This is a genomic window from Amycolatopsis palatopharyngis (assembly GCF_003385185.1).
In the GTDB taxonomy this organism is placed as follows: Bacteria; Actinomycetota; Actinomycetes; order Mycobacteriales; family Pseudonocardiaceae; genus Amycolatopsis; species Amycolatopsis palatopharyngis.
The window spans coordinates 1-17595 of sequence record NZ_PQHZ01000059.1; the positions used below are offsets into that span (position 1 = coordinate 1).

Sequence of the window (17595 nt, forward strand, 5' to 3'; positions counted from 1 at the left end):
CGCCGGACTGGCGGCTCACTGGGACGCGGTGACCGAACTGGACTATTCAGTGGTCGCGGCCTTCACGATCGCCGCCCTCGCGGCGTCGGTGGCCTCGGGCAGGCTTGCCGGCCGCGTGGACGCCGACAGTTTGCGCCGCTGGTTCGCCTACCTGGTGATCGCGGTCGCGGTGTTCGTCGCGGTTCAGGCCCTGCTCAACCCCAGCGCGCTGACATGAGAAATCACGGAAAGGAAGGAGTGCAGGATGCAGGTCGAGGAGCTCTACCGGCGACGAAACGAGGTACAGCTGGTGGACGTGCGCGAGCTCGAGGAATGGCAGGCCGGCCGCATCGAGAGCGCCCGGCACATTCCGATGGACGAGGTGCCCACCCGGCTCACCGAGCTCGACACCACGCGGCCCGTGGTGACCGTGTGCCGCAGCGGTCACCGCAGTGAACAGGCAGCCGAATTCCTGCGGCAACAGGGTTATTCCGCGGAGAACACCGACGGTGGGATGCAGGCATGGCAGGAGGCCGCGCTCCCCTTCACCACCCCTGACGGCAAGCCGGGAAGGGTGGCGTGAACCATGTGGTTCCAGCAGTTCTACCTCAACAGTCTCGGACACGCCTCCTATCTGATCGGGGACGAGAAGACTGGTCAGGCGCTGGTGTTCGACCCCCGCCGCGATGTGGAGGTCTATCGACAGACGGCTCGCGACCGGGGGTTTCGGATCACCTACGCGTGTGACTCCCACGGGCACAACGACTACCTGTCCGGGTTGGGCGAATTGGCTGGATCCGCGCACCCGCCGCAGGTGTGGGGTTCGGCCGCGGGCGAGCTGAGTTACGCACACCGGCCGATCGCCGACGGCGAGCAGATCGAGTTCGGCGACGTCGGAATCGAAGTGATGCACACGCCCGGGCACACCCCCGAGCACATCAGCCTGCTCGTCTACGATCGCTCCGCCAGCGCCGATACCCCGGCATTGTTGCTCTCCGGTGGGGCGCTGCTTGTCGGTGACCTCGCCCGCCCCGACCTGCTCGGTGGCCAGGAGCAGGCCCGCCGCCACGCCGAGGTCTACTGCGACACGATCCAGACCAAGCTGCTCACGCTGCCCGACCACGTCGAAGTGTTCCCCACACACGTGGCCGGATCACTGTGCGGCGGCAACATCGGGTCCCGGCTGTCGACGACACTCGGATACGAGAAACGCACGAACGCGACCCTGGCCGAGGTCGCCGGGAAAGACGAATTCGTGCGGCAATGCATCCGGCTGGACAACCTCCCCGCCGTGCCCCCGTACTGGCGGCGTATGCGCTCCCAGAACATGGCCGGCGTCGACCCCCTCGGCGTACTCACCGAGCCACCGGCACTACCACCCGATGACGTCGCCAACGCCGTCGACGGTGGCGTCGTCGTGCTCGACACCCGCTCGCCGGAAGCCTTCGGCGGTGGCCACATCCCCGGCGCCGTCAACGTGGGCCTCGGCTCGTCCTTCGCCACCTGGGCCGGCACCGTGCTCCCCGCCGACGCGGAGATCCTGCTCGTGCTCGACCGGCCCGGGGATCTGTGGGAGACGGTCTGGCAACTGCTGCGCATCGGCTACCGCATGCCCGTCGGGTGGCTAGCCGGGGGCATGAGCGCCTGGCGCACCTCGGCACGACCGATCGACCACACCCCGCAGATCACGGTGGACGAGCTGAAACGCAGACTCGACGAGGACGCGATCACCCTGCTCGACGTGCGCCAGCCCGCCGAGTGGGCCGCCGGCCACGTCACCGGCGCCACGTTCATCACCGGCGCCGAACTACCCGACCGGCTCGACGAGGTCCCCGCGGACAAACCCGTCGCCGTCACGTGCGGCAGCGGCTACCGCTCGTCGGTCGCCGCCAGCCTGCTCGCGCGAGAACGCGACATCCCGGTGATCAACGTCGCCGGTGGGATGACCGCGTGGCAGCGTGCCCGGTACCCGACCACCACCTGACACGGCGCGCTCTCATGCTGATCCGGTTGGATCCGTCGGATGGAACGCCGGTTGACCGACAGTCGGCCCGGTTACTGCCCGAACGGCTGCGTTCGGCCTTGGCCCAGTTCATGCTGCTGCCCGGGGCGATTCCTAAGTGGACGACGACAGGCTCGGGGTACATGAGATCCAGCGAACGGGGTAGCCACACCACACATCACGAGAAACGACAAGTCCTGCACGACAATGACACACGTCTGCCACCACCCCTGCAGGAGGAGCGCCATCACGCCCACGGGATGAACACTGCAATGCCCGCAATGTCGGAATGCTGATGGTGTCCTGCTCGTACTCGGCGGCGTCTACCTGATGCGCAATGGAAATTGAACGACGAGAACGCCGCACGGCGACCGCCAAGAGGCATCACCAGTTGCCCAACCGGTAGGAAGGTTTGATCATGACCAGCACACTGATTCTGGGCGGGGGGTTCGGTGGCCTCGCCGCAGCCCACGAGCTGCGGGCGCGGCTCCCGGAGCACGAGGTGACCGTGGTCGCCGCCGAGGACCATTTCTACAACGGTTTCGCCAAGACGTGGGACCTTGTCGGGGCGCGGCCGCTGGAGCAGGGCACCGCCAGCCTCTCGGCCCTGCACCGGCACGGCATCCGGTTCGTCCACACGCGCATCACCGCGATCGACCCCGCCCACTGTCGGGTCGAGACCGAGGCCGGTCCGCTCAGCGCCGACTTCCTTGTGATCGCGCTCGGCGCGAACACCCCACCCGAGCAAACCGCGCAACTGCGGGGATCGGCGCACGACCTTTACAGCGCCGACGCATTACCGGCGATGCGCACCGACCTCGCTCGCCTGGATAGCGGGACACTCGTGGTCCCGGTGCTCGGTACCCCCTACAAGTGCCCCCCGGCCCCCTACGAGGCCGCATTCCTGCTCGACGACTACCTCCGTGGCCGGGGGGTGCGCGATCAGGTCCAGCTGCTGGTCACCACGCCCCAGCCCATGACCATGCCCGGTGCCGGGTCCGAGGTCAGCACTTTCGTCGCCGACGCGCTCACCGATCGCGGCATTCAGCTGCGCACCGAACAGAGCGTGCAGACCATCGACCCCGACGCCCGCACCGTGTTGTTTGCCGACGGTGACCGGCTGCCGTACACACTGCTTTTGGCGGTGCCCCAGGCGGTCGCACCCCAAGTCGTCGCCGACAGCCCACTGGCCGGTGAAGGAGGGTGGATCCACCCCGATCGCGAGACCCGCCGCACCGACTTCGACCGGGTCTACGCGGTCGGCGACTGCACCGCGTCACCCCCGCCGAAGGCGGGCATCTTCGCCGAGGGCATGGCCCGTGTCGCCGCACGCAACATCGCCGCCGAGGTCGACGGCGGTCAGGGCGACCGGTTCGACGGCACCGGCTACTGCTTCCTGGAATTCCCTGAGCAACGAGCCGCCACCCTGGAGGGCAACTTCTTCGCCGAGCCCAAACCAGACGTGCGCATGGCCGAACCAGACACCGACACCTTCACGCGAAAACACGCGTTCGAGGCCGAACGGCTCCGCAACTGGCTCGACGCCACCCCAACCTGACCCGCGAACGCCCACGCACACCACCCCTCGCTGCCACACCCCCAATCAGCAACAGGAAGGATTCAAGGCACGACCATAAAACGGGAGCAGATACCCCATTTCGGCGTGGCTGTACTGGTGGGGTCGGCCAGCTCGCGGCGCGGGCCCCTGGCCGGCGCCGCGCACAAGGCCGCAGACCACATCGCCTCCGTCGATCCTGCCCCGCATGCCACCAGCAATGCATGCCCGAGATGGCGCAGATGACGCAACCATCCGGGCTGACGCAACAACGGGAGCACCCGGGATGGCACGGATGAAGCCCATGAATCGACGCACATTCACCACCCTCGCCACGGTGGTGGTGGCAGGAGCGCTCGCTCTCGGCCTGGGCATCGGCTACGCCGTCTTCAGTCCTGGGCCCGGCTCCACGAACATGCCCTCGATGACACCCGGCTCGCCAGACGGGATGATGGGCAATCAGCCGATGGGCTCGTTCAACTCTGACGAGCCTTTCGACCGCCAGTTCATCGACCAGATGACAACGCACCACCAAGGAGCCATTGTCTCTGCCGCCAACATGATCGCGGGCTCCGCACGCCCGGAGCTGCGTACACTGGCCGACGAGATCGTCACCGAGCAAACCGCGCAGGTACGCCAGATGCGAACCTGGCGTCAGCAGTGGTACCCCCACGCGCCCAGTACCTTCGGCGGGATGCCTGACGAGCCCATGGGCGGGATGGACAGCATGATGGGCGCATCGGGTGAGCAACGCGAGGTGATGTTCCTGCAAATGATGATTCCCCACCATCGCCTCGCCATCGACATGGCTCGCCAGGCCCTCACTCGAGCTGAACACCCCAACCTCAAGCGACTGGCCCGCGACATCATCGCCGACCAATCAGCCGAGATCCGCCGAATGCAGACCTACTTAGTAGCCTCCAGCGGGTGAGGCGAACCAGGGCAACCCGGCCCGTCACGGAAACCCGCTCGTCGCATCCGCAGGGACGCCACCATCCCAGACAGCCAGGTTCCCAGCGTGCCCCGGCAGGTGCGGTGCTATCGATCATCGTCGCTCCGCGCAGCCAGGCAGCTAGATAACGTCAGGCCCACTTTTCCGACAAGTGCTGAGACAGCACGACGCCGGGGAGGGCTGCGGCATGGATCTCCGCGTGCAGCGTGCCGTCCACCCACGGCTGCGGGCCCCGTGTCACAGCTCGGCACGCGGAGCCGGTCGGAGCAGGCGGAGGTGTTCGGTGTCACCGAGCAGGTCCAGGCGCCGGTGCAGGAGTGGATTGTCGGTGGACTGGCTACGGTGGCAGGCGATGGCTTGATGATGACGTGTCCGGGAGACGAGCAGGGCGAGGTCGACCAAGTCAGGCGGTGAGCCAACCAGGGGGCTGCCGAACTCCGCATTGAGCTGGTCGGCGACCTGGGCCGGTAACGTCCAGCCGAGGACGGGCAGACCCAGATGGTCGGCGGTGGCCAGAGCAGCCTCGGTGGCACGGACGTGGTCGGGATGGGACGTCACGCCGGTGGTGTCGAACGCCAGCAGATAGGTCGGTCTCACCTCGGCGGCCAGCGACTCGACGTGACCGGCGAGTTCGTCCACGGACACGTCGGCCAGGCCCCCGTCGGGGTAGTCCAGCAGAACGCTGCGCTTGACACCCAGTACTGTGGCCGCCGCATCCAGCTCGTCAGCCCGTAATGCGCCCAGATCGGCGTGCTCTCCGCCCAAAGTGGAGGCCTCACCGTGGGTGAAACATAGCACCGTCACCGACGTTCCCGCAGCGGCCACATGGTCGAGCACCGCGCCAAGTCCGAACGATTCGTCGTCCGGGTGCGCGACCACCGCGAGCACGGCGTCTGCCGCGTCGAGCAGGTCACGGGCCTGCTCTTTCCTGCTTCTTGCTTGCGCATCCTGTCCCATACCACTGTTGTACGCCCCGGGGTATGTCGCCGCCAGCTGAACGGCCGCGCGGTCGATGTGTGGGAATGCCAGCCACTGCAGGACTGTTATGATACCCAGGGGGGTATGAGAAGGAGGTGCATGATGGCAACAATCGAGCTGGCGAACGACACTTTCAACGAGGTCATCGGTGCGGACGGCATAGTGCTGGTCGACTTCTGGGCGGCGTGGTGCGGGCCCTGTCGACAGTTCGCGCCGGTGTTCGAGCGCGCGTCCGAGCGTCACGAGGATGTCCGGTTCGGCAAAGTGGACACCGAGGCGCAACAGGGACTGGCGGCGCGGTTCGGTATCTCCTCGATTCCCACCTTGATGGTCGCGCGTGATGGCGTGGTGCTGTACGCACAGCCCGGTGCGCTCCCGGAGAGTGCGCTCGAGGACCTGATCGCGAAGGCCCGCGAGGTCGATATGGACCAGGTTCGGCAAAAACTCGCCGAACAGTGACAGTGATGATCCAGATCGTCAGCGCAGACGCCGAGTACCCGAATCCCGCGGAGCGGGGCCTGCGACCCGACAACGCCTGAGCTGGAGATTGTGAGACGAGGAGAAACAAGATGGTAGACATCATCGCACTCGACACGCCCACACTGGGCGACCGCAGCTACCTGGTCACCGATGGCGACGTGGCGTTCGTGGTGGACCCGCAGCGCGACATCGACCGATTCCTCACGCTCGCCGAGCAGCGTGGCGTGCGTGTCACCGACGTGTTCGAAACGCACATTCACAACGACTACGTGACCGGAGGGTTGGCGCTGGCGCAGGCCACCGGAGCGGCTTACCACGTCAACGCGGCTGACACCGTGTCCTTCGATCGCCAGCCGATCAATGACGGGGAAGAGGTACAGATCGGCCCGGCGATGCGGGTGCGCGCCTTGACCACACCGGGCCACACCTTCACGCATCTGTCCTATGTGCTGGACGTCCCCGGCCGCCCGCCGGCGGTGTTCACCGGCGGTTCGCTGCTCTATGGCTCGACCGGGCGGCCGGATCTGTTGGGGGCCGTGCACACCGAAGAACTCGCGCACGCTCAGTACGGCTCGGCACGGAGGTTGGCCACCGAACTCCCCGAAGATGCGGAAATCTACCCGACCCACGGGTTCGGCAGCTTCTGCTCGGCCACGCAGGCACAGGGCGAGCAATCCACGATCGGCCAGGAAAAGCAGACCAACCCCGCCCTGACACAGGACGAGCAGGACTACGTCCACTCCCTGCTGCAGGGCCTGGATGACTACCCGGCCTACTACACCCACATGATGTCGCTCAACACTGCTGGGCCACCGGCGCCGGACCTGTCCCCGCCGGAGCAGGCCGACGCCCCCGAGCTGCGCCGACGCCTCGAGTCCGGCGAATGGGTGGTGGACCTGCGCACCCGGACCGCATTCGCGGCCGGCCACGTCCCCGGCACCCTCAACTTCGGCGCCGACGGCAACTTCGTCACCTACCTCGGCTGGCTGATCCCCTGGGGCACCCCCTTGACACTGTTGGGCGACACCATCGAGCAGGTCGCCGAGGCGCAGCGTGAACTGGTGCGCATCGGCCTCGACCGCATCGAAGCCGCGGCCACCGGAGACCCACACAAGTGGTCCGGCGACACGCCCCTGGAGTCGTTGGCGGTCGCGGACTTCGCCGACCTGGCCACAGTGCTCCACCACCGCCCGGTCGTGGTCCTCGACGTGCGCCGCAACCAGGAATGGGCCATTGGCCACCTGGACGGTGCCGTACACATCCCGCTGCACGACCTGCTCGACCGGCTTACCGACGTCCCCTCCGGCGAGGTATGGGTGCATTGCCGCTCCGGCTACCGTGCCTCCATCGCCGCCTCCATTCTGGCCGCTGCTGGTCGCCGCGTCGTCGTGATTGACGACGACATTGACCGGGCTGCCGCAACCGGCGCCCCTTTCCGGGCTGCTGCCCAGCACAGTGCGGCGACGCGCTAACGGCGTTACCCACTGGCATTGGCCATGACCAGCGCAACCGAGCTCAGCATGACAGCGTTAAGCAATCCACACGTCAAGGAGGATCATCATGGATTACGCCCGGACGATCACGCTTGATCTACCGTACGAACAGGCCGTGCCGACGGTGAAGGAGGCGTTTCAGGCGCAGGGATTCGGCATGCTCACCGAGATCGATGTGCAGGCCACGCTGAAAAACAAGCTCGACGCCGATGTGGAGCCTTACATCATCCTCGGCGCTTGCAATCCCCAGCTCGCGCACCGCGCCCTCGACATCGACCGGCAGATCGGACTGCTGCTGCCCTGTAACGTCGTGGTTCGCGCCGCTGGGGACAACCAGACCGTGGTCCAGGCCCTCGATCCCCAGGTCATGGTCACCGTGCCCGAACTCGACCAACTCCAGCCCATCGCCGACGACGCCGGACAACGCATCAACACTGCCCTCGACGCTCTGGCCCACCGCAGCGTTTAGCGGTGCCTCAGACCCGTGAAACCCGAGCAGGCGAAGCGAGCATGGGCGACTGGAGTGTGATGACCATGATGGACGGTTCCATGATGGGCTGGTTCTGGCTCTGGCCAGTACTCCTGCTGATCGGACTAGCCCTGCTGGGCTACCTGATCTACCGGCCCGTGCAGGACCGACACGGCGGCGCCCAAGAGGACCCCTCCTCCGCGCACCGGATCCTCGACGAGCGATATGCCCGCGGCGAGATCGACGAGCAGGAGTACCGCAGCCGACGAACCGACCTGAACTGAGCCCATCAATCAACCGATCCCCAGCCATTGTGCTGCCGTCAAGGGCAGCCGGAACGTGGAGTATGACCATGAAACCTCCCGGATTTCCGTTGATGCCACTACTGCCCATTGGGATGATCGCTGCCCTCGTCGTCACCAACGTGCTAGTACTTCGGAGGCTTCGCGCTCTCGAAACCCAATTGTCCGATCTGGCGCAGTAGCGGTACAAAACTCAGCCATCACCTCCGGAAGTGGCTGGTGGCGGGAGTGGGTCCGGCGCGGTCAGGTTCGCGGGCGTCTGCTGGGCCTGGGCCGTGATCGACCGCGGCGCCGTGGTGGGCGGGTCGGTGTGAGGCGAGAACTCGGCGAGCCGCAGCCGGCCTGGCCGTCGCGGCGCCGGGCCGGAGATCGGCAGCCACCGGGTGGCGCGGGGTTGTTCTCGCCGGCTATGCCCGCGGCGCTGGTAGCTGTGGGCACGAGCACGGGGCGGGGGCGGTCCAACTGGGACAGTGCGTCAGCGAGCGCCCTGCGCGCGGCGGTTTCGTGCCGGTGGGTGGGCAGCCACACCAGGCGGGTGTGGTGATTCCTGTTGCGGTGCCGAGCTTTTCGTAGCCGTGGAGTTTGCGTCCGAGCTTGCCGAGGTCTTCGGTGCCGAAGTCGGATTCGAGGAAGAACTCGATCTGGTGGCCGTTTTCGCGCCATCGGCTGTAGGCGTCGGGGCGGACCATGTCGCCGAAGAGCCGGCCGCAGCGCAGCTTGGACCACCACGCGGTCAGCCGTCCGCGGGCGCCGGGCTGTCGGCTAAGCGCGACGAGTGTGGTGAAGAATCCGTTGACGCCAACGGTGTGCGCGAGGCGCAGGGAGTGGGCGATGCCGATGGCGTCTTCGTGGCGGTAGCCGAGTTGATTGGGGTCGAGACCGTCCTCGTACCCGGACACGATCGCGCCGGCGATGTCGAGCACGTAGTGCATCGGGGCGGTGCCGGAGCTGACGAACGGCTGGAAGCGGTCGACGACGCGCCATTTGAACAGGTCGAGCAGGCGGTGGTTGGCCGCACGCATGGTCGGGTAGCAGACCTCGACGATCTGCTGAACGTTGACAAGAAGGAGGTGGGCCAGCGCTCACCCCTATACGGGCGAACCGGCCACGCCGGAAATACCAACTTGTTCAATACCGGCAGGGAGTGTGGTCTGCAGCCATGATCTCCTCAGGCGGTGGCCGGGCCTTGCTCGGGCAGCACCTGTCACCTGTGGGATTGACTCGCGAACGGCTTGCGGCCCGGCCATCGCCGCCCGGCGCGCACATCAGCTCTTCGGACAAGTCACTTCCCGAACCCGCCAACAGCAACCATACAACCCCTATCCAAGATCAACTTGACCAGAGAGACGCCGCTCACGACACAGTCCCGCTTCCTGTACTCGCCCGTGGAGGTCCCGCGCATCGCGATCCTGCGTCGGGCTGCCGCCCAGGTGAACCTCGGCGGTCACCTTCTAGTCGTCTCGCACGTGGCGCCCCCGCCGTGGATCGACCTCGGCGAGCATCCTGGACACCGATTCGTCAGCCCGGTGCAGGAGTTTGTGAAGCTGGAACTGGGCGAGCGCGAGTGGCTGGTCATCACCGCCGAGACGCGGACTGTTCCGCTTCCAGCCCTTCCGGGGAGATTGAGGAGCTGGTCGTTGGAGTGCTGCTCCTCCAGCGCCGACGAGCGTGACCCAAGGCGGTGGCTCGTCAGATGCGCACGTAGGCAGCACCGGCCAGCTGTGCCTCGACGATCGCCACCACTGCGGAGGGGACGGTCAGCACGGCGGGCCGCAGATCCTCGGGGTCGATGCCGCGCCGTCCCAGCCCGACACTGCACGCGGCGACTTGTGTGTGCTCGGGCACGTCGACGGCGTCCGTCTCGGTCAGGCCGGTCAACGCCGCGCCGTTGACGATTACGCGCACGTCTACGCCCAGGCCGGCGGTCTGCAGTCCTGCGGCCGCGTCCAACGCTCGCTGAACGTCGGCGGGATCATCGGAGACGTGCAAGATCACCTCGCGAGCACTCTGTTCGTCCATATCTCTGCTCTCCCTTCGAAAGCTGGTCACGCGCAGCCGGTCAGGGCTGCGGAGGCATAAGGCAGGTGCACGGCCGCGCTGACGAGGGCCAGAGCCACGAGATAGGCCGTAATCGCCACCGCAGGGACAGCACCGGTCAGGCCCGCGCTGGGGCGCACGAGCTGGCGGATGCGTTCGGGACCAGCCGCGTGCAGCGCCTCCGCGCACGCCTGCCCATGCAGGTCAGGGTGAGCGCGCTCGCCGAGCTTCACCAGTGCGCTCACCAACGCCGGGGTGCCGGCATTTCGGCGCGCCTGGTTGTCCGCGGCGATCTCCAGATAGTGCGGCAGGGCGTCTGCTGCCGCTGCGACGAGCGGCACCCACCGCAGGAAGACCGCAACGCTGGCCACCAGGGCGGAGACCAGGTGGTGGCGTTGGCGCAGGTGGGCGTGCTCGTGCGCCAGCACGGCGGCGAGCTCGTCGTCGTCCAGCGCGTGCACGGCACCGGTGGACAGCACGATCCCGCCGTGGCGTGCGGGGAACGTGAGCGCGAACGGGTGCTCCACCTCGACCACCGACACGCCGTGTCCATGCAGGCGGCGCTGCTGCGCACCGCGCAGCAGCTGGCGCGCTGCTTCTCGGGAACATCGTACGCGCCGCATCATCTGCCGGGTGATTCCGACACCGAGCGCGAGGGTGAGCGCGGCGGGCAGTGCAAGCAGCAGCACAGCGGGGATCGCCGTGTCGGTGGTGGTGCCGCCAGAGAACGGGTTGGCGGCGGCAAGGCACCGCTGACAGACCGCGGCCGCGCCTTCGGGCAGCAGCGCGGGGCCGGACCCCGCCCATGCTAGTACCGGGCCGATCGCGAGCAGTGTGCCGAGCCAAATGATGATGCCGCCACTGAGCACGGCGATCGCCAGGCGCGGAACTCGGACGAGCGCGGGCGCCGCCTGGCGTAGCAGCCACGGGCCGACCAGCGCCAGGGCAATCAGCCCGGCCCCCAGCACAATGGTCAGCATGCCGGGTGTCATGGCACCTGCCCCTCGTCACGGCGCTTCAGATAGTCGCGCAGCAGGTCCAGGTCATTCTCGGGCATCGAGTCGACGAATTGCAGGATCGAGGCGGCACGGTCGCGGCTGGCCTGCAGCACCTGTTCCATCAGCTGGGCGGCGTGTTCGTGCCTGTTCGTGCGTGCGGTGTACCGCGTCGAGCGGTTCTGCCGGGTGATGGTGACAAGGTGCTTGCGGTCCAGGTTGCTCAGCACCGTCGCGATCGTCGTGTAGGCGGGCTCGGAGGGCAGGTGCTCGATCACCTCCCGGATCGTCGCGGGACCGTGATCCCACAGCACGTCCATGACCTGCGCTTCCAGTGCCCCCAGGCGCAGCAGGTCTCCCTGCGGCTCACCCATACCGCTCATCGAGCCACCACCATCGGCTCAGGGCGCACTGGGCAGGCGACCTGTCCCCGCAACCGCCACACCAGCGCCACACCCGTCAGGATCAGTGCGCCGAGCGCGAGGAACGGCTGCACCGGCGCGAACCAGGTGATCGCTCCGGAGTACCCCAGAGCGAGCAGGGCGAGCTTGTTGCAGACCGGGCAGCCCACTGCGAACCACGCCAAGATTCCGCCGGCCATCCCCATCCGGCTGGAGCGCCGCGCAACCGCTCCTCCCTCACGCTCAACCCGAGCCATGTCGGTGTCCGCGGCACCAGTCCCGTCAGCAGGGCCGTCTACCGTCTTCGCCCGCACGTAGGTCGCCACCAACATCCCCGACAACGCCGAGGCGACCAGCCACACCGGATAGTTCCACCACACCGGCGGGATTTCACGGCCGAACACCGGGTTCGGGATCAACACCGTCGCCACCCCCACCACGACAGCCACGCCCACACCAGCGGCGATCGCGACCAACACCTGCCGAGCAGTCCACGCCCGAAGCGCCTGCACCGCCAGCACGACACTGGCACCAATTCTCTGCCCTGACCTGGCTACGGAAGACGTCATTACTCCATTGTCACATGACTCGACTACCGTGCATAGTCGACTATCTGAGATAGTAAAGAGCAGAGCGCTGCGATCGAAGAGGAGATTGCCCATGTCCACCGAATCCACTCGTCGTTCGAGATCCACATGGCTGGTGCCGGTGGCGGTACTCGCCATCGCCGCTGTCCTGATCGCCATCATCGTGGCGTTGGCCCGCGGGAACGACCCGTCCGCGGACGGGTCGGGGACCTCACCGTCGGGGGCGGAGGCGCCGACCGAGGTCCAGGGCCCCGAGCAGCCGGACCTTTCCGAGGCCGAGAGTCGCGATGACGCGGACCTGCTGGTGGCCGGCCCGGTGGACGCCCCGGTGGTGCTGGTGGTGTTCTCCGACTACCAGTGCCCGTTCTGCGCCAAGTGGAGTGCCGAGACGCAGCCGTCGATGATGGAGCATGTCGAGGCCGGTGACCTGCGGATCGAGTGGCGCGACGTCAACGTGTTCGGCCCGGCCTCGGAACGCGCCGCGCGTGCGTCCTACGCCGCCGCCTTGCAGGGGGCGTTCTGGGAGTACCACGACGCGCTCTTCGCCGACGGTCACCGCCGCTCCGAAGCCGACCTGAGCGACGAGGCGCTCAGCGCCCTGGCCGCCGACCTGGGGCTGGACACCGAGCAGTTTGCCACCGACATGGCCTCCGAGGAGACAGCGGAGCAGATCGCCGCCAACCAGCAGTTCGGGCTCGACCTGGGCGTTCAGTCGACCCCGGTGTTCATCCTGGGTGGGCAGCCGATCGTCGGCGCACAGCCGACCCAGGTGTTCCAGGACGCGTTCCAGACCGCGCTCGACGCGGCAGAGTAGCCCGACGTGGACATCGGACTGATCACCGCCTTCGTCGGCGGGGCGCTCGCGTTGCTGAGCCCGTGTGCAGCCTTGTTGATGCCCGCGTTCTTCGCCTCCACGATCGGGACCGGCCCGCGCCTGCTGCTGCACGGTGCCGTGTTCTACCTCGGCCTGCTCGTGGTGCTGGTCCCGATAGGCATCGGGGCCGGTGCTCTTGGGGCGCTGTTCGTGACCCACCGGCAGGCGATCGTGCTCATCGCCTCCCTGGTCCTGATCGTCCTCGGCGCTGCCCAGATCCTCGGCTTCGGGTTCGACCCGGCCCGCCTGCTCCCCGATGGGGCCGACCTGCACTCCCGGGCCGCATCCAAGACAGGGATCGCCAAGACCGTCCTGCTCGGCGCTGCCAGCGGGATCGCCGGATTCTGTGCCGGCCCCATCCTCGGCGCCGTCCTCACCCTGGCCGCCGCCCGCGGCGACACCTTCGCCGCGGCTGCCCTCCTCGCCGTCTACGGCACGGGGATGGTCGTGCCGTTGCTGCTGATCGCCGCGCTGTGGCAGCGCCTCGGAAACCGCGGGCGTCGCTTCCTCCGCGGCCGCGTCTTCACCGTCCTCGGCCGTGAGTTGCACACCACCTCCGTGGTCACCGGCGTGCTGATCCTGGGCATCGGGGTGCTGTTCTGGACCACTAACGGCCTCGTCGGAGCCCCCGAACTCCTCCCGCTCGACGCCCAGGCATGGTTGCAAGAACGCGCCTCCATCCTGGCCAACCCCGTCCTGGACATCCTCGCCGTCCTCATCCTCGCGGGGCTCGTCCTCTGGCTGTGGGCGAGGCGGCGCCGCGTCCGGGCTCGCGCAGACAAGCAGCTGGCCGAACACGACGCGGGAGAACGATGACCTACCGCCATGCACGTCACACCGGCGTAATTCTCGCGGCGGTCACGGTGCTTCTTGTGACTGCCTGCGAGGTGTCCGAACCGGAGCCTGTCCGAAACCCGTATCCGGTCCAGGACCCGCTGCCCGAGGTGGGCACGGCGGGCATGCAGCTGCCGACTTCGTTCGAGGAACTACGAGTCGTGGACCCAGGATGGGACACCACCCATCAGTACGCGGACGGCGTCTACCTCGCCGCCGGTGAACGCGACAGCGTCCTGGAGTTCACCGCCGTGGATGTCCACGGTGATGTGCTGTGGGCCGCGCAGCGCCCAGCCAGCTGCAGTGGGTTCGCTGTCACCACTGACGCGCAGGGCCGGGCCCTCGCGATCCTGGGCGATATTCAGACCACCGACGAGGCGCTGGCCGCAACCACCGCCACCGCGTACGACCTGACGACCGGGGAGCAGGTGTGGGCTCCGGTCGAGGTGCCCGGCCCCCATCAAGGTCCCGGCCTGGTGTTCGCAGCGTCCCCCGAAGGCTTCATGGGTGATTCCGGACCGCGGACAGCGCTCGACCCCACCACCGGACGCGTTGTCGCCACCGAATCGAGCTCCGACGAGATCCGTCTCGTCGGCGAGTATCACGGCATCGTGCTGCTCACGGAGGATGACGCTCTTGTCGCGCGCGACACGACCGACGACGGGGAACTCTGGCGCATCCCCCTCGCCGAGCACGGATTGACAGCAGCGTCCATCGGGCCTTCCCCCAGCACCCCGTCGGGAGACGGGCTCGCGCTCATCGCAACGTCTGACTCCACGAGTGCGCTCATCGACCTTCAGGAGGGCGCCATCCTGAGTCAGACCGCACGAGACGCCGCCGTAGACCCGACCACCGGAACCCTGGTCATCCTCGACGACACAGGTCTGCACGCCTACGACACCGACGACCAACCCCTGTGGTCTCTCACCGTCGCCCCCGAGACCACCATCGCCGCTCTCGGAAGTGTCTTCCTCTACCTCCGGGAAGACGGAACGGTCCGGGTCCACAACGTCCTCACCGGCGACGTCGCCCAAGCCTACGAACCCCACGGCCAAGGACCGATCATCGTCCCCGCGCAGATCACAGCCAACGGAGCCGCTGTGCTCCTCGACGGTGACCGTCGCCTCCTGGCTGCCGTCCCGGAGCACCCAGGCCTGGGCGACTCGGGACCATGAGGCATGGCGATCACGTCGCAGACGGCCCTGGAAAACGACATCCGGGACTGGATCAAGACATGGAACGAGGACCCCAAGCCGTTCATCTGGACCAAGAACGCCGCATGCCCACTTGACAAATCGGTCTCCATATCTAGCACGCCACTGGGCTAGTTGCTGGACGTCGTGCGCGTCACCGGGAACACGTTGCTGCATGTCGAGGACGAGCCCGGCGAGATCATCAGCATCGCTCTCGACGACAAAACCGGCCAGGCACTGTGGAGGTGCTGCCAGACGCGGCCGAGCAATCTGCTCGATGAGCTGATCACGTGTCCCCGGCAGACGGATGACCGGTGGGACAGGTTGCCTGAGGCGGTCGAGGCTCAGATCCAGCGCGCGAAGGGCGAGCCGGATGCTTGAGGTATCGATCCCAGCCGCCCGCCAGGACCTGCGACCGACTTGAACCCCTGCGGTGAGCGGTGATATCTCGCATCTCGACCCGCGTCCGCGGCGCCGGGCCGACCCTCACGGGTTCGCGACCGGCGGCGGTTCAGTACGTGGGGTGATGGCATAGTCGGCGAATTCGACCCGGCGGGTCATCTCCCAGTACTCGAAGGTCGTCCACGGCATGTTCGTGGTCACCCGACCGTGCCGGTTGCGGTACCACGTCCCCGCCGAGGTCACGCTCCACACCATCTCCGCGAGACGTTCGTCGAGCCGGCGGTTGTAGCGCTCCATCGCTTCCGGCCGGACCTCAAGCTCCGACCATCGGCGCTCGATCATGGTCTTGATCGACTCGACGATGTAGCGCGACCACGTCTCGGCCTGAAAGATGACGCTGCCGCCGGTGGCGATGTTCGTGTTCGGGCCGTACATCACGAAGAAGTTCGGGTAGCCCGGAACGGTCATGCCCAGGTGGGCCCGTGGGTCGTCCTCGCCCCAGGTCTCCCGGATCGTCCGCCCTCCGCGGCCGACGACCTCGTAGGACGCCAGCATCCTGCTGGCCCGGAAGCCGGTCGCCAGCACGCACACGTCGGTCGGTCGCCGCACGCCGTCCGGACCGATGATGCTCTCCGCGTCGAACGCTAGATCCTTCGTGCCCGGGACCAGCTCCACGTTCGGCCGCCGCAGCATGCGGTACCAGCCGTTGTCCCGCAGCATTCGCTTGGAGAACGGGGGGTAGTCAGGGACGACGGCAGGCACCAGGTCCTGGCGTTCGCCGAGTTCGGTGCGGATGTACTCGGTCAGCTCTTCCCGAGCCTGCTCGTTGGCGGCACTGATCGTGTCGTGCTCACCCGTCCATTCCGGATCGACCAGTTGAGCCAACCGGTTGACGTCGTTCTGGGAGAGCAGCGTCCGGGCCCGGAACCAACGAGCGTAGGCAGGAACATTTTGCAGGAGCCAGCGCTCGCCCTCGCTCACTCGACTCAGGTAGTTGTCTACATTGATGTTCCAGTGCGCCGTCCGCTGATAGACGGTCAGCTGCTCGACGTCCGCGGCGACCGCGGGCCCGATTTGGTTCGCGCTCGCCCCGGTGCCGACAAGGGCTACGCGCCGCCCGTCCAATTCGATCGCGTCGTGCCACTGTGCCGAGTGCACGATCTCTCCGGTGAAGCTCTCCATGCCGGGGTAGTCGGGAACGTGCGGGATCCCGAGCAGCCCGACCGCGCTGATGACCACGTCACCGACGATCCGGAACGGATTGCCCGTCTCGTCCGTACCGAGGACCACCCAATGGTGAGCGGTCTCGTCGTACGTCGCGGAGGACACCCGAGCACCGAACCAGGTGTTCTCCATGATGCCGCTGTCCCGAGCTACCGTCTGGAGGTAGGCGAGGATCTCGGGTTGTTTCGCGTAGTACCGGCTCCAATGCGGGTTGGGTGCGAACGAGAACGAGTAGTAGTGACTCGCGATGTCGACGCCGCACCCTGGGTAGGAGTTGTGCAGCCACGTTCCGCCGAACTCTTGAGCACTTTCGAGAACAGTGAAAGGCACTCCGAGACGCCGCAAGCGACGCGCGGCCGTGATTCCCGAACTCCCGCCACCGATGATCACTACGTGGAAGTGTTGCGCCCCGGCGGGCCGCTCGGCCGACCAGCCGACCTCGTCCTCAGTAGACAGACCCATCTCCTTAAGGAGCATCTCCTCTTGGCCGAAAGGTGTCGAAGAGCCGGCGGCCAATGAAGCCAACTCCCGTACTAGCCCCTCCGATTCATCCGCGCCGTTGTTAGCGAGGATGGCATCGGTGAGGCGCTCACGAATGGACCGCGCCACCTCTGCCGGGAAGTCGTGCTCCCAGGGGGCCGGACCGGTGATGTAGCGCGACCATCGGTGCACGTCCGGGTCGCCGGTGAGCTCGCCGAGGGCGAGGAGCTCGGACGGCAGTTCGCCTTCCTCAAGGGCCGAGACGACCGTTTCGCGGACAAACGCGGGCGATTCGGTTGCTGTCGACATTGTTCTCCTCGTTGCGGAGCGAGCGACTGGTGGGCTGTCGTGAATTGCA

19 protein-coding genes and 1 pseudogene are annotated in these 17595 nt (G+C 67.1%); 13 read left to right on the top strand and 7 right to left on the bottom strand.

Translation table 11 applies throughout. The features are described 5' to 3' along the window. From D0C15_RS29150 to D0C15_RS29170, 5 genes and pseudogenes are all read left to right on the top strand, one after another. Positions 1–217 (top strand): annotated as a pseudogene (locus tag D0C15_RS29150) (sulfite exporter TauE/SafE family protein); the annotation flags it as partial. A 27-nt stretch (positions 218–244) separates the two neighbouring features. Continuing rightward, entirely contained in the window at positions 245–562 is a 318-nt protein-coding gene (locus tag D0C15_RS29155) for a rhodanese-like domain-containing protein (RefSeq protein ID WP_072029956.1), read from the top strand. 3 nt (positions 563–565) lie between these two features. Then, positions 566–1963 (top strand): MBL fold metallo-hydrolase, encoded by a 1398-nt coding sequence (locus D0C15_RS29160; protein WP_116051341.1) that lies wholly within the window; start codon positions 566–568, stop codon positions 1961–1963. Between the two features lie 436 nt (positions 1964–2399). Continuing rightward, positions 2400–3539 (top strand): NAD(P)/FAD-dependent oxidoreductase, encoded by a 1140-nt coding sequence (locus tag D0C15_RS29165; RefSeq protein ID WP_116051342.1) that lies wholly within the window; start codon positions 2400–2402, stop codon positions 3537–3539. 283 nt (positions 3540–3822) lie between these two features. Next, complete coding sequence (locus tag D0C15_RS29170; RefSeq protein ID WP_162830295.1) at positions 3823–4467, top strand: DUF305 domain-containing protein; 645 nt, start codon at positions 3823–3825, stop codon at positions 4465–4467. Positions 4468–4725: 258 nt separating this feature from the next. Here the strand turns inward: D0C15_RS29170 and D0C15_RS29175 are convergent, their stop codons facing one another. Further along, the gene (locus tag D0C15_RS29175; RefSeq protein ID WP_116051344.1) at positions 4726–5445 is read right to left on the bottom strand and encodes a PIG-L deacetylase family protein; all 720 of its coding nucleotides are present in this window, start codon (positions 5443–5445) and stop codon (positions 4726–4728) included. Between the two features lie 123 nt (positions 5446–5568). Between D0C15_RS29175 and trxA the strand changes: the two genes are divergently transcribed. From trxA to D0C15_RS29195, 4 genes are all read left to right on the top strand, one after another. After that, entirely contained in the window at positions 5569–5925 is a 357-nt protein-coding gene (trxA, locus tag D0C15_RS29180; protein WP_116051345.1) for a thioredoxin, read from the top strand. 110 nt (positions 5926–6035) lie between these two features. Continuing rightward, complete coding sequence (locus D0C15_RS29185; protein WP_116051346.1) at positions 6036–7418, top strand: MBL fold metallo-hydrolase; 1383 nt, start codon at positions 6036–6038, stop codon at positions 7416–7418. 88 nt (positions 7419–7506) lie between these two features. Beyond that, a complete protein-coding gene (locus D0C15_RS29190) occupies positions 7507–7908 on the top strand; it encodes a DUF302 domain-containing protein (protein WP_116051347.1) in 402 nt (133 codons plus the stop codon). A 2-nt stretch (positions 7909–7910) separates the two neighbouring features. After that, the gene (locus D0C15_RS29195) at positions 7911–8192 is read left to right on the top strand and encodes an SHOCT domain-containing protein (protein WP_245976376.1); all 282 of its coding nucleotides are present in this window, start codon (positions 7911–7913) and stop codon (positions 8190–8192) included. Positions 8193–8617: 425 nt separating this feature from the next. Here the strand turns inward: D0C15_RS29195 and D0C15_RS29200 are convergent, their stop codons facing one another. The 5 genes from D0C15_RS29200 to D0C15_RS29220 form a co-directional block, all read right to left on the bottom strand. Next, positions 8618–9232, bottom strand: coding sequence for a replication-relaxation family protein (locus D0C15_RS29200; RefSeq protein ID WP_245976378.1), 615 nt, complete (start codon positions 9230–9232; stop codon positions 8618–8620). A gap of 667 nt (positions 9233–9899) precedes the next feature. After that, the gene (locus tag D0C15_RS29205; RefSeq protein WP_116051348.1) at positions 9900–10229 is read right to left on the bottom strand and encodes a DsrE family protein; all 330 of its coding nucleotides are present in this window, start codon (positions 10227–10229) and stop codon (positions 9900–9902) included. A gap of 26 nt (positions 10230–10255) precedes the next feature. Further along, a complete protein-coding gene (locus D0C15_RS29210) occupies positions 10256–11239 on the bottom strand; it encodes a M56 family metallopeptidase (protein ID WP_116051349.1) in 984 nt (327 codons plus the stop codon). Next, complete coding sequence (locus D0C15_RS29215; protein ID WP_211323371.1) at positions 11236–11625, bottom strand: BlaI/MecI/CopY family transcriptional regulator; 390 nt, start codon at positions 11623–11625, stop codon at positions 11236–11238. Before D0C15_RS29215 ends, D0C15_RS29210 begins: the two co-directional genes overlap by 4 nt. Next, on the bottom strand, positions 11622–12212 hold the full coding sequence (locus D0C15_RS29220; protein ID WP_116051351.1) for a hypothetical protein: 591 nt from the start codon (positions 12210–12212) through the stop codon (positions 11622–11624). Before D0C15_RS29220 ends, D0C15_RS29215 begins: the two co-directional genes overlap by 4 nt. Positions 12213–12303: 91 nt before the next feature. Between D0C15_RS29220 and D0C15_RS29225 the strand changes: the two genes are divergently transcribed. The 4 genes from D0C15_RS29225 (at position 12304) to D0C15_RS29240 (ending at position 15512) form a co-directional block, all read left to right on the top strand. After that, the gene (locus tag D0C15_RS29225) at positions 12304–13044 is read left to right on the top strand and encodes a DsbA family protein (protein WP_116051352.1); all 741 of its coding nucleotides are present in this window, start codon (positions 12304–12306) and stop codon (positions 13042–13044) included. 6 nt (positions 13045–13050) lie between these two features. Further along, the gene (locus D0C15_RS29230; protein ID WP_116051353.1) at positions 13051–13920 is read left to right on the top strand and encodes a cytochrome c biogenesis CcdA family protein; all 870 of its coding nucleotides are present in this window, start codon (positions 13051–13053) and stop codon (positions 13918–13920) included. Next, the gene (locus tag D0C15_RS29235) at positions 13917–15113 is read left to right on the top strand and encodes an outer membrane protein assembly factor BamB family protein (RefSeq protein WP_116051354.1); all 1197 of its coding nucleotides are present in this window, start codon (positions 13917–13919) and stop codon (positions 15111–15113) included. The genes D0C15_RS29230 and D0C15_RS29235 overlap by 4 nt, the downstream gene beginning before the upstream one ends. Positions 15114–15266: 153 nt before the next feature. After that, positions 15267–15512, top strand: a complete 246-nt coding sequence (locus D0C15_RS29240) for a hypothetical protein (protein WP_116051355.1) — start codon at positions 15267–15269, stop codon at positions 15510–15512. Positions 15513–15617: 105 nt separating this feature from the next. On the opposite strand, the gene D0C15_RS29245 is transcribed toward D0C15_RS29240, so the two are convergent. After that, positions 15618–17546, bottom strand: coding sequence for a flavin-containing monooxygenase (locus tag D0C15_RS29245; RefSeq protein WP_116051356.1), 1929 nt, complete (start codon positions 17544–17546; stop codon positions 15618–15620). Between the last annotated feature and the right edge of the window lie 49 nt (positions 17547–17595).